The sequence below is a fragment of the Fodinicurvata sediminis DSM 21159 genome, from assembly GCF_000420625.1.
GTDB classification, from domain to species: domain Bacteria; phylum Pseudomonadota; class Alphaproteobacteria; order Kiloniellales; family DSM-21159; genus Fodinicurvata; species Fodinicurvata sediminis.
The window spans coordinates 15775-30701 of the sequence record NZ_ATVH01000017.1 but is presented as its reverse complement, the minus strand read 5'-3'; the positions used below and the strand labels follow the sequence as shown (position 1 = coordinate 30701).

Annotated in this window: 16 protein-coding genes; 8 read left to right on the top strand and 8 right to left on the bottom strand. The window is 63.9% G+C overall.

The window, feature by feature from the left end:
- Positions 1 to 64: 64 nt before the first annotated feature.
- Positions 65 to 523: a DUF302 domain-containing protein gene (locus tag G502_RS0114165; protein ID WP_026989509.1), complete on the top strand. Its 459-nt coding sequence runs from the start codon at positions 65 to 67 to the stop codon at positions 521 to 523.
- A 135-nt stretch (positions 524 to 658) separates the two neighbouring features.
- On the opposite strand, the gene G502_RS0114160 is transcribed toward G502_RS0114165, so the two are convergent.
- Positions 659 to 1141 carry a PAS domain-containing protein gene (locus G502_RS0114160; RefSeq protein ID WP_022729336.1) on the bottom strand — a complete coding sequence of 161 codons (483 nt, stop codon included), beginning with the start codon at positions 1139 to 1141 and terminating at the stop codon, positions 659 to 661.
- A 119-nt stretch (positions 1142 to 1260) separates the two neighbouring features.
- Positions 1261 to 2934 carry an energy-dependent translational throttle protein EttA gene (ettA, locus tag G502_RS0114155; protein ID WP_022729335.1) on the bottom strand — a complete coding sequence of 558 codons (1674 nt, stop codon included), beginning with the start codon at positions 2932 to 2934 and terminating at the stop codon, positions 1261 to 1263.
- A 251-nt stretch (positions 2935 to 3185) separates the two neighbouring features.
- On the opposite strand from ettA, the gene cuyA reads away from it, so the two are divergent.
- Entirely contained in the window at positions 3186 to 4199 is a 1014-nt protein-coding gene (gene cuyA, locus G502_RS0114150) for a D-cysteate sulfo-lyase (protein WP_022729334.1), read from the top strand.
- Complete coding sequence (gene cuyB / locus G502_RS0114145) at positions 4196 to 4933, top strand: cysteate racemase (protein ID WP_022729333.1); 738 nt, start codon at positions 4196 to 4198, stop codon at positions 4931 to 4933. The genes cuyA and cuyB overlap by 4 nt, the downstream gene beginning before the upstream one ends.
- A 143-nt stretch (positions 4934 to 5076) precedes the next feature.
- On the opposite strand, the gene G502_RS0114140 is transcribed toward cuyB, so the two are convergent.
- From G502_RS0114140 to G502_RS0114115, 6 genes are all read right to left on the bottom strand, one after another.
- On the bottom strand, positions 5077 to 5445 hold the full coding sequence (locus G502_RS0114140) for a hypothetical protein (protein WP_022729332.1): 369 nt from the start codon (positions 5443 to 5445) through the stop codon (positions 5077 to 5079).
- A 116-nt stretch (positions 5446 to 5561) separates the two neighbouring features.
- On the bottom strand, positions 5562 to 5930 hold the full coding sequence (locus tag G502_RS0114135; protein WP_022729331.1) for a hypothetical protein: 369 nt from the start codon (positions 5928 to 5930) through the stop codon (positions 5562 to 5564).
- 273 nt (positions 5931 to 6203) lie between these two features.
- Positions 6204 to 8954, bottom strand: coding sequence for a sensor histidine kinase (locus tag G502_RS0114130; RefSeq protein ID WP_022729330.1), 2751 nt, complete (start codon positions 8952 to 8954; stop codon positions 6204 to 6206).
- Positions 8955 to 9323, bottom strand: coding sequence for a hypothetical protein (locus G502_RS22550; RefSeq protein WP_211217843.1), 369 nt, complete (start codon positions 9321 to 9323; stop codon positions 8955 to 8957).
- A 46-nt stretch (positions 9324 to 9369) separates the two neighbouring features.
- Complete coding sequence (locus G502_RS0114120) at positions 9370 to 9747, bottom strand: response regulator transcription factor (RefSeq protein ID WP_022729328.1); 378 nt, start codon at positions 9745 to 9747, stop codon at positions 9370 to 9372.
- Between the two features lie 162 nt (positions 9748 to 9909).
- Positions 9910 to 10461, bottom strand: a complete 552-nt coding sequence (locus tag G502_RS0114115) for a queuosine precursor transporter (protein WP_022729327.1) — start codon at positions 10459 to 10461, stop codon at positions 9910 to 9912.
- 224 nt (positions 10462 to 10685) lie between these two features.
- On the opposite strand from G502_RS0114115, the gene G502_RS22065 reads away from it, so the two are divergent.
- The 5 genes from G502_RS22065 to G502_RS0114090 all read left to right on the top strand — a co-directional run bounded on the left by G502_RS22065 (position 10686) and on the right by G502_RS0114090 (position 14888).
- Complete coding sequence (locus tag G502_RS22065) at positions 10686 to 11114, top strand: type II toxin-antitoxin system PemK/MazF family toxin (protein WP_022729326.1); 429 nt, start codon at positions 10686 to 10688, stop codon at positions 11112 to 11114.
- 570 nt (positions 11115 to 11684) lie between these two features.
- Complete coding sequence (locus G502_RS21590; RefSeq protein ID WP_022729325.1) at positions 11685 to 12422, top strand: GcrA family cell cycle regulator; 738 nt, start codon at positions 11685 to 11687, stop codon at positions 12420 to 12422.
- Between the two features lie 139 nt (positions 12423 to 12561).
- Positions 12562 to 13173 carry a LysE family translocator gene (locus G502_RS0114100; protein WP_022729324.1) on the top strand — a complete coding sequence of 204 codons (612 nt, stop codon included), beginning with the start codon at positions 12562 to 12564 and terminating at the stop codon, positions 13171 to 13173.
- A 93-nt stretch (positions 13174 to 13266) separates the two neighbouring features.
- Positions 13267 to 13644, top strand: a complete 378-nt coding sequence (locus G502_RS0114095; protein WP_022729323.1) for a hypothetical protein — start codon at positions 13267 to 13269, stop codon at positions 13642 to 13644.
- Positions 13641 to 14888 (top strand): amidase, encoded by a 1248-nt coding sequence (locus G502_RS0114090; protein WP_022729322.1) that lies wholly within the window; start codon positions 13641 to 13643, stop codon positions 14886 to 14888. Before G502_RS0114095 ends, G502_RS0114090 begins: the two co-directional genes overlap by 4 nt.
- Positions 14889 to 14927: the final 39 nt, after the last annotated feature.

The following is a 14927-nucleotide window of genomic DNA, read 5'->3' as shown; positions in this document are numbered from 1 at the left end:
TTGTCTCAAGGCGCCGCAACCCAACCTCTTGGACATGACATTCATGAAACGGGAGGTTCTCTCAATGCTCAAGCGTACCCTGGCCCTTGCCTGCGGTCTGGCCCTCGTCAGTGCTCCGGCCCTTGCTGAAAATGACGATCTGGTCATCAAGAGCAGCCCTCACGGCGTCACCGAAACCCTCGACCGGCTGAGCGATGTCGTCGAGGAGAACGGCGCCACGGTCTTTGCCCGCATCGACCACGCCGCCGGCGCCTCGGCCATCGACGAGGACCTAGCCCCCATGGAGGTCCTGATCTTCGGCAATCCGCAGATGGGAACGCCGTTGATCCAGGAGAACCCTGAAGTGGGGCTGGACCTGCCCGTGCGCGTGCTTGCCTGGGAAGACAGCTCCGGAAACACCCGCGTGGCCTATCTTGAGGCCGAGGAACTGGCCGACCGCTACGACATCGACGAGGACCTGGAAGCCGTGCAGAACATGGAGCAGGCGCTCGACAAGCTGACGGGCGCAGCGATCTCGGAATAACTGTCGGCTTACGATTCAGACTGGGACGTGCACTGCAGAGCCTGGGTGCACGTCCTTCACGTTATTCCCGAAAGACCCGCATTTCTGCCCGTCCCGCAACCTCGGCTCGGGCTATGACGCCCCGGAACCGCGTCCCTACGTGGATCGGGGCAGAGGAGCGCTTTTCCGCTCGAACTGGAAACAGGCCAGGATGAAGGCGATACGGCCGTCCGAGTCCGTCAGCGGCACGGCCAGGCGTTCATAGGTCACGTAGTCGCGGCCCAAATCGTAGAGGTTGCCTTGATAGAGATGGGGCTGGCCGGTCTTCACGATCTCGGCATAACCGTCGATCACCTCGCGGCTTTCGTGGCGGGCATGGTATTGCAGGACCGTTTCGCCGGTGAAATCCCGACCGATTTCCTCGGCAACCTTCGTCCCGACCAGGCGATAGCCGAAATCCTGTCCGCCCTCCAGGACGTCCAGCAGGATCAGGTGCCCCACCAGGTCAAGCGGCGCCTCGACGATGTCGAAGGCGCTGCGCTCCGCAACGGCTGCCCCGTTGCAGAGGTTCTTCCAATGTGCGTGGAAGTCGCGCAGGCGTTGCGCTGTAATCTGGTTCGCGTCCTGGACCGTGGACATAAGGGAACATTCTACTCGAATCTACTGACAATTCCCCTATCTAGCACGCACCCGGGAATAGTGAACCAAAAAAACCTGCAGAAGGCAGATCGCACGGTCTGCATGACGGCCGTGCGGCTTCAGCGCTCCAGTGGCTTGTACTTGATGCGGTGCGGCTGGTCGGCTTCCGCCCCCAGGCGCCGCTTCCTGTCCGCCTCGTAGTCCTGGTAGTTGCCCTCCAGCCAGACCACCTGGCTGTCGCCCTCGAAGGCCAGGATGTGGGTGGCGATGCGGTCCAGGAACCAGCGATCGTGGCTGATGACCATGGCGCAGCCGGCAAACTCCAGCAGCGCCTCTTCCAGGGAGCGCAGGGTGTCCACATCCAGATCGTTGGTCGGTTCGTCGAGCAGCAGGAAGTTGGCGCCCGACTTCAGCATCTTGGCCAGGTGCACGCGGTTGCGCTCGCCGCCCGACAGCTGCCCGACCCGCTTCTGCTGGTCCGGCCCCTTGAAGTTGAAGGCGCCCACATAGGCGCGCGAGGGCGTCTGCTTCTTGCCGATCTGGATCATGTCCAGGCCGTCCGAGACCTCTTCCCAGACCGTCTTGTCGGGGTTCAGGGAATCGCGGCTCTGGTCCACGTAGCCAAGCTCAACCGTCTCGCCCACGCGCAGCTCGCCGCCATCGGGCGTTTCCTGGCCGGTGATCATGCGGAACAGGGTCGTCTTGCCGGCGCCGTTGGGTCCGATGATGCCCACCAGGGCGCCCGGCGGCACCTTGAAGGACAAGTCCTCGATCAGCAGGTGGTTGCCGAAGCCCTTGCGCAGGTCGTTGGCCTCGACCACCAGGTCGCCCAGGCGCGGTCCGGCGGGGATAGTGATCTGGCCCGGCTCGGGCGCCTTCTCCTGGCCGGCGCGCAGCAGTTCGTCATAGGCGTTGATGCGTGCCTTGGACTTGGCCTGGCGCGCCTTGGGGCTCTGCTGGATCCACTCCATCTCGTGCGACAGAGTGCGCTCGCGCGCCGCCTCTTCGCGCGCCTCCTGCGCCAGGCGCTTGCGCTTCTGCTCCAGCCAGCCGGAGTAGTTGCCCTCGAAGGGGATGCACTGCCCGCGGTCGATCTCCAGTATCCAGCCGGCCACGTTGTCCAGGAAATAGCGGTCGTGGGTCACGGCCACGACAGTGCCCTTGTATTCCTCCAGGTAACGCTCCAGCCAGGCCACGGACTCGGCGTCCAGGTGGTTGGTCGGCTCATCCAGCAGCAGCACGTCTGGCTTCTGCAACAGCAAACGACAGAGCGCCACACGACGCCGCTCGCCCCCAGACAGGTTGGTGACGGGCGTATCGCCCGGCGGGCAGCGCAGGGCGTCCATGGCCACCTCGATCCGACGTTCCAAGTCCCAGGCGTCGGCGGCGTCGATCTTCTCCTGCAGCTCGGCCTGTTCGGCCAGCAGCGCGTCGAAGTCGGCATCCTCCTCGGCAAAGAGGGCACTGACCTCGTTGTAGCGGTCCACCAGCGCCTTCAGGTCAGCCAGCCCCTGCATGACGTTGCCGGCCACATCCTTGTCCTCGTCCAGGCGCGGCTCCTGCCGCAGGTAACCGACCTTGGCGCCCTTGGCTGCCCAGGCCTCGCCGTTGTACTCGGTGTCCTCGCCCGCCATGATGCGCAGCAGGGTGGACTTGCCGGCGCCGTTCAGGCCCAGCACGCCGATCTTGGCGCCGGGCAGGAAGTGAAGATGGACGTCCTTCAGGACCTGCCGCCCGCCGGGATAGGTCTTGTTCAGCCCCTGTAACGTGTAGATGTACTGATAACTCGCCATCTTGCCTGTACCTTCACTGCTGTCGGAAACGCTGCGCCGTGTCCTTCGCGCCGGCGCGCCCGATGTGTCGCACACCCCATGCCCAAGGTCCAGCCACCTTGCGCCCCGGCCATCTCTCTCAGCCCCCTCCCGGGATTGGAAGTGACGTGTCTTGTCCGGGCTGGGATGTTAGCTTTCGATCGGAAACCTGACGGGAGTGTTTCTTCCCGTCCTTCAATAAGATGAAAGCCCGATAACGGAGACGACCCGCGATGAATCTTGCCCGCTTTCCCCGCGTCCGCCTTGGCCACCTGCCGACCCCGCTCGAGCCCATGGAGCGCCTGACGAAGCATCTCGGCGGCCCAAAACTCTGGATCAAGCGCGATGACTGCACGGGCCTGGCCACCGGCGGCAACAAGACCCGCAAGCTGGAATTCCTGATGGCCGACGCCCTGGAACAGGGGGCGGACACCGTGATCACCCAGGGCGCCACCCAGTCGAACCATGCGCGCCAAACCGCGGCGGCGGCCGCGAAGCTGGGCCTGACCTGCCACATCCTGCTGGAGAACCGCACCGGCAGCGAGGATCCCAACTACGTTCACAACGGCAACGTCCTGCTCGACCAGTTGCACGGCGCCAGCATCGCCAAACGTCCGGCCGGCGCCGACATGCAGGCCGAGATGGAAAAGCTGGCCGAAGATCTGCGCGGCCAGGGCCGCAAGCCCTATGTCATTCCCGGCGGGGGCTCCAACCCCGTCGGTGCATTGGGCTATGTCAACGCCAGCCTGGAACTGTTGCACCAGGCCGTCGATCAGGACCTGCGCATTGATCACCTGGTGCATGCCACCGGCAGCGCCGGCACCCAGGCCGGCCTGGTCACCGGCCTGAAGGCATTGAACAGCCAGATCCCCGTGCTGGGCATCGGCGTGCGCGCACCCAAGGACAAGCAGGAAGAGAACGTATTCGTCCTGGCCGAGCGGACCTGCACCCATCTGGGCCTGGACGGAGTGGTGCGGCGCGAGGATGTGGTCGCCAACTGCGACTACGTGGGTGAAGGCTATGGCATTCCCACGGACAGCATGATCGAGGCGGTCAAGCTGCTGGCCCAACAGGAAGGAATCCTTCTGGACCCGGTCTATTCCGGCAAGGGTTTCGCCGGCCTGCTGGACCTGATCGGCAAGGGCCACTTCGACAAGAACGACAACGTCGTCTTCCTGCACACCGGTGGAGCGGTCGCCCTGTTCGGCTATCCAGACATCTACGGACTGCCCGGCTACCAGGCATGACGACGGCGCCCTCCCAGTCCGGACCCGGAAAGACGCTCGGCCTGCTGGGCGGCATGGGGCCGGAGGCCACCGTCGAGTTGATGCGCCGCGTCGTCGCCGCCACTCCGGCGCGCGACGACGCCGACCACATCCGCATGCTGGTGGACAACAATCCCCAGGTGCCCTCACGCATTGCCCATGTGATCGAGGGAACCGGCGAAGACCCAACGCCGGTGCTGGTCTCCATGGCCGAAGGCCTGAAGCAGGCCGGCGCCGACTTCCTGGCCATGCCCTGCAACACGGCCCACTGGTACCTGCCGGCCGTATGCAAGGCTGTCGATCTGCCCTTCCTGGACATGATCGACCTGTCGGTGCGCTATCTCCAGAACAGCCGACCGCCCCTGCAAAGGGTCGCCCTGCTGGCCTCGCCCGCCGTGCGCAAGGTGGGGCTGTTCGACCAGCGGCTCCAGGCGGCCGGCTTCACGCCGCTACATGCTGAGGGCAAGGAGGCGGAAGAGCTGCTGAAGGTCATTCGCGCCGTCAAGGCGAAGGGCTATGGCGAGACAGAACGCCGGGGCTACCAGGCCGCCACCGACGGCCTGCGCCAACGCGGCGCGCAAGCCTACCTGATCGCCTGCACCGAACTGTCGGTCATCGACCTGCCGGACACGGACGGCCTGCCCATTGCAGACACCCTGGACCTGCTGGTCGCCGAGATCCTGAAGACAGCTGGGGTTGACTCCTTGAACGTCTGACGCTCCAGGTCCTTCCACAAAAAAAAGACCGCACCAGAGGGGGTCTGGCGCGGTCGAGGATGAGGGAGGACTTAAATGAAAAGGTGCGGGAATGAAAAGGCGCGGGGGCGAACCCGTTGGACGCCCCCGGGTTTTGGCTTGGCTCAGCGGCCGTTGTAACGGACGCGCTGCTCCATCTCGGCGAAATCGTCGCGGGTCTGGCGGGCCTCGATGACGTCCGAAGCGACTTCGGGATTCGAGGCATACTGTGCACTTTCGACCGTCAGCGTCTCGAGGGCCGCATTGGCATTCAACGTACCATTTCCGCTATAGCCTTCGATGCTGGGATTGTTGGAAAGCTGCGTGCCGTTGGCATCGAAGGAGGGCACCACATCAGCCGTTCCGAAAGCGGTCTGGGCCTGCACGTGTCCGCCGGCGTAGCCCTCGTTGCTGGGGCTGGTCTGAGCCAGGGCCGGCATGGCCAGGGCGGTGGTCAGGGCGAAACCGATGGCGGGAATCATTGTCTTGGTCATTGTCTGTCTCCTAGGTGTTTGGATGAACCCGGGGGTGTTTGGATAGGCCCGGGGCCATTTTTACTGGAAGGCCCCGGGGATCATTGGGCTCGGGGATGATTGAGCTCGGGGTCGACTCAGCGGCCGCTGTAACGGACGCGTTGCTCCATCTCGGCAAAATCATCGCGGGTCTGGCGTGCTTCGATGACGTCAGAGGCGACGTCGGGGTTCGAAGCGTACTGCGAACGATCGACCGTCAGCGTCTCGAGAGCTGCATTGGCGTTCAGGGTGCGTTCGCCGCTATAGCCCTCGATGCCCGGGTTGCCGGAAAGCTGCGTGCCATTGGCATCGAAGGAAGGCACGACTTCGGCTGTGTCAAATGCGGTCTGGGCCTGGACGTGTCCGCCGGCGTAGCCCTCGTTGCTGGGGCTGGTCTGAGCCAGGGCCGGCATGGCCAGGGCGGTGGTGATTGCGAAACCGATGGCGGGAATCATTGTCTTGGTCATTGTCTGTCTCCTTCGATCTTGAAAGCAGCGGAGCACAGTCTGTGATCCGCCTTTGTCTGCGAGCCAGTCATTGGCTGTTGATGAAGGATTTAAGTCTTTCCCGCCGTCAGATTAGACGCCGTTCGGGCAAAAGATTGATGACTTGAAGTGAACGATTTATCATAACGCCCCACTCACGTTTCCGTGAGGAAACTGTGAAGCTTTTCTTTCAGGCGACATGATCCCTGTTCCAGGCGGCCTCACTCAGAGGAAAGAACCGCCCGGAAGGCAACCTCACTGCGCCGCCGAGTTCTCCCGTGCATCCTCGGCCGCGCTTGTGGGCAGGGCGAAGCGGAAGCAGGCGCCCTCACTGGGTGCACTCTCGACCCAGATGTGCCCACCAAAGCTCTCGATGATCTGCCGGCTGATGGGCAGGCCCAGGCCCGTGCCCTTGGGCTTGTCGGACAGCGTGCTGCCGGCCTGCAGGAAGCGCTCGAAGATGCGCTCGTGATCTTCGAGCGGGACTCCCGGTCCATTGTCGCGGATGGAGACCACGACGCTGTCCCCCTGATGGACGGCCTGCACCGAAACCTCGCCCTCCGGACTGCGGCAGAACTTCACCGCGTTGGACAGCAGGTTGACGATCACCTGCATCAGGCGGTCCCGGTCCACGCGCAGCAGGGGCAAGTCCTCGGGCACATCCACCTCAAGGGTGACCTCGCGCTCGTCGAACAGGCCGGCAGTTGCCGCCAGGGCGTCCATTACCACGGCGCGCGGTTCCACCTCGCTCATCTCCCAGTCCATGCGGCCGGCCTCCATGCGCGCCAGATCCAGGATCTGGTTGATCAGGCGCGTCAGACGCTCGCTCTCCTTGACGATGATGTCCAGGAAGCGCGCGCGCTGTTCGGCATCGGTGTCGGGATTGTCGGCCAGCAGCTCGCCAAAGGAACGAATGGCCGTCAGCGGCGTGCGCAGTTCGTGGCTGACCGTGGCCAGAAAGTCGTCCTTCAGACGGTCCAGTTCCTTCAGGCGCTCGTTGGCGGCGCGCAGCTCGGCGGTCAGCTCCTGCAGCTCCTGAGACTTCTGCTCCAGCTGTCGGCTGTAGGAGATGACATGCGAGGTTTCGTCCAGGATCTGCATGACCTCGTCGAAGCCGACCCGCTCGCCCTTCATGATGCTGCCCACCATCACGCGCGCCGACGCGCCGCCGATCACGCCGGCCAGTGCCCGCTCCGCCCGTGCCAGCATGGCGGGATCGGCGTCGGCATTGGCCGAGGGCACGCCGGGCCGGCGGCTGCCCGGCTCGGAGAGCACGCGCTGGGCCTGCGCGGGGCCCAGGAAGCGGCCCAGCAGGTCCTGCAGATCGCCCTGGGTTGCTGTCCCGCGCCAGGTTACCTCGCCCCCGGGCCCGGCGAAGACATCGACGAAGCGCACCGCCTGGATGCGCTCCAGGGCTCCTGGTCGGTCATAGGCCGAGACCACGACATAGCCCAGAACGTTGCCAAACATGCTCCAGATCAGGGAATGGGTCAGCTCGTCCAGCCCGGTCAGGCCAAACAGTGCATAGGGCTTCAGAAGCTCCAGCCCGAAGGGACCGGCCTCGATGAACTCCAGGGGCAGCCAGCCCGAGCGTGCGAAGGAGGGCAGCAGCAGGGTGTAACTCCAGAGGAAGAACCCCAGGATCAGGCCGGTCAGCGCACCGTTGCGCGTGCCGCCCTTCCAGAACAGGCCGCCGACGATGGCCGGGGCGAACTGCGCGGCGGCAGCGAAGGAAATCAGGCCGATTGTCACCAGGGTGTAGGAGCCGCCCAGGTTGCGTACATAGAGATAGGACAACAGCAGGATCAAGAGGATACTGCCCCGCCGGATGCCCAGCAGCAGGCGCGTCAGGTCCCCGCGTTCGTTGAGGCGCAGCGCCCGCCAGCGCAGCAGGACCGGCATGACAAGGTCGTTGCAGATCATGGTGCTCAGTGCCACGGTCTCGACGATGATCATGGCCGTGGCCGCGGACAGGCCACCAACGAAGGCCAGGAAAGCCAGGAAGGTCTGCCCCTCGGCCAGCGGAACCGCCAGCACGAAGGTGTCAGGGTTGACCCCGCCTTCCGGGAACATCAGCAGGCCGGCCAGCGCGATGGGCATGACGAAGAGGTTGATGGCCAGGAGGTAGAGCGGAAACAACCAGACCGCCTTCTTCAGGTGTCTCTCGTCCACGTTCTCCACCACCATCACCTGGAACTGGCGCGGCAGGCAGATGATCGCCGCCATGGACAGCAGCATCAGGGTGATCCACTGGAAGGGCGTGCCCATGGCGTCCAGCGACAAGACCGAGGCGATCTCCGGCACCGCCTGGGCCTGGCTGAACAGGTCGCCGAAGCCGTTGAACAGGCCGAAGGTGACGAAAATGCCGACCGCCAGGAAAGCCACCAGCTTGACCACGGACTCGAAGGCGACCGCTGTCACCATCCCCTCGTGATGCTCGCTGGCATCGATGTGCCGCGTGCCGAACAGAATGGCAAAGCCGGCCATCAGCAGGGTGATCAAGAGCGCATTGTCGATCCAGACCAGGCCATCCAGCGGCATCTGCAGTTCGGCATCCTGTGCGCCCTGCAGCATGACGATGAAGCTGCCGTAGACCGCTTTCAGCTGCAGCGCGATATAGGGCAGGATCGCCACCACGGCGATCACCGTCACCGCACCGCTGGTCACGGTGCTCTTGCCATAGCGCGAGGAGATGAAATCGGCGATAGAGGTGATGCGCTCGGCCTTGCCGATGCGCACCATCTTGCGCAGCAGCACCCACCACAGCGTGAACATCAGTGTCGGCCCCAGGTAGGTGGGCAGGAAGCTGAAACCGGTGGTCGCCGCCTGCCCCACAGAGCCATAAAAGGTCCAGGAGGTGCAGAAGACCGCGATCGACAAGGTGTAGATATAGGGGTTCAGCAGGCTGCGGCCCTGCTCGGCGCGCTTGTCCGCGAAATAGGCGACCGCGAACAGCAGGCTCAGATAGCCCACCGCCACCAGCAGGATGACACCATAGCCCTGCATTCAGTCCGCGTCCCGCCGGGACACACGGGCCACATGGTCAGGCCCCGGCGCAGCGCGGTCCTTGTCCGGAACCGGCACAGAGCCGTCATGCACAGGCCCTTCATAGGGACCCCCTTCCTGCAGGGCGGGCAGGTCCGGGGCCCGGCGTGTTCCCAGCCCGATCAGCAGGATGACCAGAGCCCAGCTGACGAAGAAATAGACGAACAGCAGCGGAAGGCCGAAGAACTGGACGGCCTGGTCAAAAACCAGCAACAGCGGCGGATTGAGCAGCAGAAGGGTCAGAAGGAACAGGGCGACGGAACGCGCCGGCGTGATACGCAGGCCCTGCAGCCCGCGCTGCTCCCCCATCTGTCTGTCTGGTTCCTTCATGCCCGCCGCCAATGGCCCCCATCTGCTGACCTGTCCGATCCTGTCGTCAGACCGTTGCGCTGTCCAGCAAGGTCTCGACCTGTTCCAGGATAAGGCGGTTCGAGAAGGGCTTGGTGATATAGGCATCCGCCCCCATGGCCAGCCCCTTCTCGCGCTCCTCGTCCCGGCCGCGCGCTGTGAGCATGATGATAGGCACCGCGCGCCAGGCAGCCTTCTCGCGCAGCAGGCGGCAGACATCGTAGCCATCGCGGCGCGGCAGCATGACGTCCAGAATGATCAGATCGGGCCTGTGGTCTTGGCAGGCCTGCAGCGCCGCCTCGCCATCCGGCGCCACGCGTACATGATAACCGGCGCCGCGCAGCAGCACCTCCAGAGACAGTACGATATTGGGTTCGTCATCGACCAGAAGGATCGACGGATTCATGAAGTCTCCCCAGGGAATGTGACAGGTCTTTCACGCCCGTTCTCTTGCGGGCCTTTAGCGCGCGCAGTCTAACGCCTGTATTGTTGAACGCCAAATTATCCGGCAACAGGCTGAAATAACAAGTTATTTGTGTGGATGCGCTTCCGAGGGTCGCCCGCGTGCTCAGGACCGCAGGGCCTGCCGGTCGGGGATCAGCGCGATCAGCGCCCGGAAGGGAACCAGCATAGCCAGCGCGATTGCCAGCTTCACTGCATAATCGCCCAGCGCCAGGGTGACCCAGGGCATCGTCGTGCCCCAGAAGGCGAGCGCGAAGAACAGCGCCGTGTCGATGGCCGAGGCCACGAAGGACGAGGTCAGCGGCGCCAGCCACCAGGCCGCACGGCGCAGGCGGTCGAAGATATAGACGTCCAACAGCTGCGCCGTCAGGAAGGCCGCCCCGGACGCCAGCGCGATGCGCGGTGTGGCCAGCCCCAGCGACAGCAGCACCGCCACCGCAAAACCGGCAAAGACCACGCGGCGTGCCTTCTGCGCACCCAAAGCACGCGTGCAGAGATCGGTCACCATGAAACAGACCGGATAGGTCAAGGCCCCGAAGGTCAGGAAGTCGTTGATGGGGTACTGCACCAGGATATTCGATGCCGTGACCAGCAGCGTCATGGCCACCAGCCCCATCAGGAATCCGCGCTGTATGTAGGCGCTGTCAAACGCGCGCATGTAACCCTTGCCTTTTCCTATGATCTCGCCGATTGGCGTGTCCTAACAGAAAGCCCCCCGGAAAGCCACTGCAGCTTCCATGGTGAATTCATAGCAGCATGTCCACCTGGCTACAGCTGTGCTGGATGCTGGAAGATGCCTTTTCCACGGATAACAATGCCCTTATAAAATTGCAGGCATGCATAACCCTTGATTGAATCTGCAACTGCGGACAAACTGCCTGGATGGGAATCCGAGAGCATCCGCCACAGGGCTGTGTCGTAACCGTTGATTATTCCAAAGGCAGCTTCAAGGAACCCGAAATGATGAAGCGACGACTTGCTGTGGTCCTGACGCCAAAGATCAAGGCACGGCCAAAACTCTGTACTGTGGTGCCGCTGAGTCTCTCTGAACCGGAGAGGATCATGCCGTATCACAGACGGATCAACATTCCCTTCGAATTGCCAAAGGAATGGGGGGCTGCTGATCGTTGGATCAAGGGTGACATGGTCAATGCTGTTGGATTTCACCGCGTCGATCTGCTGCGATTGGGCAAGGATCACACTGGAAAGCGCAAATACCAAATGGCTTGCCTGCCGGATGATCTGTTCAAGACTGTAAGGACCTGCACCCTTCACGGGCTTGGCCTTTCAAATTTGACAAAATACCTCTAGAAGCACATATATATAATTGTTAGCGGCTCTGCTCATGTCATCCGCGTCTAAGACCCTGCCAAGGGCCACTGGCTAAGCGAGCGAACGCAAGCTCTAAGCCAGTGTCGAGTTTTCAAAACCCCGCTTTTGCGGGGTTTTGTATTACAGGCCCAGGCGATTCTCCAACCTAGTACAAAATGAGGCGGCAGCTTTTTGCATAGCTCGGAAGCCCGTTGAAACCCCTATGCAAAGCCGGAAGAGCATCACATCCAGGCAACGAGCAACCTGGAACTAGATGTATATGCCCATTCAGCCGCGCCAATATTCTGGCCTGTGCCAAGACCTTTCGAGGTCCGCTCCTGCAAGCACCTCAAGGCGAGGGCTTTTTGCATTAAAATCAATGCTCTAAAATACTCATGGTGAGGCGGCCTCCGCAGGAGGCCCTCGAACCATCTGGCAGAGGCATGGCAGCCAGCCGCCAAAATCCCGGCTTATCCACAAGGGCGGGACTCAGTCCCGACTCGACAGAGCGGCCACTACACGATATCGTAGGGAGACTGTGGAAAATCGCAAGATATAGGGAATTGGGCGATGAGCTGGACACCCGAACGCATCGAAGAACTGACGCGCCTTTGGGACGAGGGGCAGTCCGCCTCTGCCATCGGCAAGCAGCTCGGGATATCCAAGAATGCCGTTGTGGGCAAGGCCCATCGGCTGAAGCTGGCGGCGCGTCCTTCGCCCATCCGCAAGCAGGAGGCCGGCAGCGCCGTGCCACAGCGCAAACGTAGTGACTCCCTGGCCATGCCGTCACGGGCCGAGGAGAGTGGAGAGACGGCCGGTAGCATCGATCAGGCGCCGGCCCAGGCCAAGCCACAGGACGCCACCGTAAAGCAGGCCGCCAAGTCCCCCTCCAAAGCGAAGGCAAGCACGGAACCCGAAACGCTGGCCAAACCCAAGGCCAAGGCGCAGCCAAAGGTGGCGCCAGTTGAGAACACGGGAGTGGACGACAGGGGGGTGGACGACACGGGAACGGCCAGCACGGGCCCTGCAGCCTTCGAACCGCTTGCCGAAGCGGGCGAAGCGCGCGCCAGTCGGCCAAAGCCGGCGCCACGCCCGCAGCCGGTCAGCCGCAAACCGAAGCAGGCCGAGAGCCCCGCCCCCTCCAACCGCAAATGCCAGTGGCCCATCGGCGACCCCTCGCAACCGGATTTCCACTTCTGTGAAAGCCCGGCCGCACCTGGCCGCCCCTACTGCGCCGAACACTGCGCCATGGCCTATATCACCCGTTCGAAGGACAGCTCCAAGGACAAGAGCTCGGAAGCTGCCTGATTTCGCCGCCCCTGATTTCACCACCAACGGTGCTGACCCGGCGGCAGGACAGCCATCCGCAAAGCGCATTTGACGCGCCAGGCCAGCCAAGCGCAATTCTTCGGGCCCGTCCCGCTGACATACTCGGAGTCCGTCGATCGTGCTTGAGTTGCTGCCTGCCCCGGAACTGATCCCGGTGATCGCGGCCTTCGCATTTGTCGCCACGATCACGCCGGGTCCCAACAATATCATGGTGACAGCCTCGGGCGTGAACCATGGCTATCGCGCCACCCTGCCGCACATGCTGGGCATTTCCATCGGTTTCCCGCTCATGGTTCTGGCGGTCGGCCTGGGGCTGGGCGGCCTGTTCCGCGCCTTTCCGCACCTGCACGACATCCTGAAATGGGCCGGCATCGCCTATCTGTTGTGGCTGGCCTGGCGCATCGCCACCACCCACACGCAGGGCGAGACCAGCCGTCGCCCGCCGCTGACCTTTCTGCAGGCCGCCGCCTTCCAGTGGGTCAACCCCAAGGCCTGGATGATGGCCACCGGGGCCGTCGCCGCCTATACCAGCGGCGGCGAAAGCGTCTTTGCCGAGGTACTGCTGATTACCGCGCTGTTTGCCCTGGTGGCCTTTCCCTGCGTGTCGGCCTGGACCCTGCTGGGCTCGGGCCTGGGCCGTTACCTGGCCACCGGCCGGCGCCTGCAGATCTTCAACATCGCCATGGCAACCCTGCTGGTGCTCTCGATCCTGCCCGTGGCTTTCGATTGAGACCTCTGGCCTGCGATTGAATCTCCGGCTCAAATCATCGGCAAACAGTATCGGCAGTGGAATCGGCCAAGCCTCTGTCCTAGACTTGGCGCCATGATGAAACACACCCCCATTCCAACGGCCCTGCGACTGCCCGCCCTGCTTCTTGCAGCCCTGCTGATGGCGGCCGCACCCGTGGCCGCCCAGGACAGCCCTGAAGAAAGTATACAGGACGAAGGCGCACAGGAAGGCACTCAGGAAGAAGACGGGAATGCCCTGCCGGAAGAAGCGCGCACCCTGATCCAGGAAATGCTGGCACGCCTGTCGGAAAGCATGGCCGGGCTGGTGGATATCCTGCCCCGCTATGGCATGCCCCGGATCAACGAGGAGGGGGACATCGTCATCCCCCGCCTGGACGAAGCGCCTCGGGAGGAACCCGACAGGAACGGCACCAACAATACGGAAGATACGGAAGGCGCACGCGAGATATGACAGAAACCCCCACACCCGACAGCACATTCGAAGACGACGGCCAGGCGGCGGGCCGCGATCCCCTGAACGCCTTCATGCCCGGCGAACGCCTGAAGCTGCCGCCCTCCGCGCCAGGCCCCCTGTCGGGCCTGGAGTTCGCGGTCAAGGATATCTATGACGTCGCCGGCCATGTCACCGGCTGCGGCAACCCCGACTACCGCCGTTCCCACGGCCCGGCCGAGGCCACGGCCTCCAGCGTCACACGCCTGCTGGATGCCGGCGCGGCCATGGTAGGCAAGGTGCTGACCGACGAGTTCGCCTACAGCCTAAGCGGTCAGAATCCGCACTACGGGGCTGCCGCCAACAGCAACGCGCCCGGCCGCTCCACCGGTGGCTCCTCCTGCGGCTCGGCCGCGGCGGTGGCCGGTGGCCTCTGCGACAGTGCGCTGGGCACGGACACCGGCGGCTCGGTACGTATCCCGGCCTCCTACTGCGGCCTCTACGGCCTGCGGCCCACCCATGGACGCATTCCCATCGACGGCGTGGCCCCGCTGGCGCCTTCCTTCGACACGGTGGGCTGGTTTGCCCGCGATCCCGAAACCTTCCGCGCGGTGGGCGAAGTGCTGCTGGGCGACGACGAGAGCCACTTCACCTTCGACCGGCTGCTTTATGCCAGCGAGGCCTTTGCCCGCCTGATCGCCGAGGTGGACACCAGACTGGAGGTCTTCGTCGAACGCCTGGAGATGCGCCTGGGCAAGCGCCAGCCGGTCAGCCCGGCCGAGGCGGAGGGCGGTCTGGACAGCTGGAGCGACTGCTTCCGGCACTTACAGGCGGCCGAGGCCTGGGACAGCTACGGCCCCTGGATCCGGGAGAGCAACCCGACACTGGGCCCCGAACTGCAGGCCCGCATGACCTGGGCCGAAGAAGTGGCCGGCATGGGCGACAAGCTGGCGCGATGCAGCGAATTGAAGGCGACCGTGCGTACGCGGCTGGACAGTCTGTTGGGACGCGATGCCCTGATGGTCCTGCCGACAGCGCCCGACATCGCCCCGCTGCTGGGCACCGACCCCGATACCCTGTTCCGGCAGCGCCTGGATGTCATGGCGCTCACCAGCTACGCCAATCTCTCCGGCCTGCCGCAGGTCAGCCTGCCCGTCACGACTCGGCAGGGTTGCCCCCTGGGCCTGTCCCTGATCGGACCGCGCGGCAGCGACCGGGCACTTGTCGACTTTGCGGAAAGCTTCGCACGCTCGGCCGGATTCTGACGCCCCCGGAGAGGCTCCGCTGTTCTATGGCTGAGCGGC

Bases quoted from the DNA above. Each gene is read 5' to 3' on its own strand.
- G502_RS0114165 (WP_026989509.1), top strand. From the start codon at position 65: ATGCTCAAGCGTACCCTGGCCCTTGCCTGCGGTCTGGCCCTCGTCAGT.
- G502_RS0114160 (WP_022729336.1), bottom strand. From the start codon at position 1,141: ATGTCCACGGTCCAGGACGCGAACCAGATTACAGCGCAACGCCTGCGC.
- ettA (WP_022729335.1), bottom strand. From the start codon at position 2,934: ATGGCGAGTTATCAGTACATCTACACGTTACAGGGGCTGAACAAGACC.
- cuyA (WP_022729334.1), top strand. From the start codon at position 3,186: ATGAATCTTGCCCGCTTTCCCCGCGTCCGCCTTGGCCACCTGCCGACC.
- cuyB (WP_022729333.1), top strand. From the start codon at position 4,196: ATGACGACGGCGCCCTCCCAGTCCGGACCCGGAAAGACGCTCGGCCTG.
- G502_RS0114140 (WP_022729332.1), bottom strand. From the start codon at position 5,445: ATGACCAAGACAATGATTCCCGCCATCGGTTTCGCCCTGACCACCGCC.
- G502_RS0114135 (WP_022729331.1), bottom strand. From the start codon at position 5,930: ATGACCAAGACAATGATTCCCGCCATCGGTTTCGCAATCACCACCGCC.
- G502_RS0114130 (WP_022729330.1), bottom strand. From the start codon at position 8,954: ATGCAGGGCTATGGTGTCATCCTGCTGGTGGCGGTGGGCTATCTGAGC.
- G502_RS22550 (WP_211217843.1), bottom strand. From the start codon at position 9,323: ATGAAGGAACCAGACAGACAGATGGGGGAGCAGCGCGGGCTGCAGGGC.
- G502_RS0114120 (WP_022729328.1), bottom strand. From the start codon at position 9,747: ATGAATCCGTCGATCCTTCTGGTCGATGACGAACCCAATATCGTACTG.
- G502_RS0114115 (WP_022729327.1), bottom strand. From the start codon at position 10,461: ATGCGCGCGTTTGACAGCGCCTACATACAGCGCGGATTCCTGATGGGG.
- G502_RS22065 (WP_022729326.1), top strand. From the start codon at position 10,686: ATGGGAATCCGAGAGCATCCGCCACAGGGCTGTGTCGTAACCGTTGAT.
- G502_RS21590 (WP_022729325.1), top strand. From the start codon at position 11,685: ATGAGCTGGACACCCGAACGCATCGAAGAACTGACGCGCCTTTGGGAC.
- G502_RS0114095 (WP_022729323.1), top strand. From the start codon at position 13,267: ATGATGAAACACACCCCCATTCCAACGGCCCTGCGACTGCCCGCCCTG.
- G502_RS0114090 (WP_022729322.1), top strand. From the start codon at position 13,641: ATGACAGAAACCCCCACACCCGACAGCACATTCGAAGACGACGGCCAG.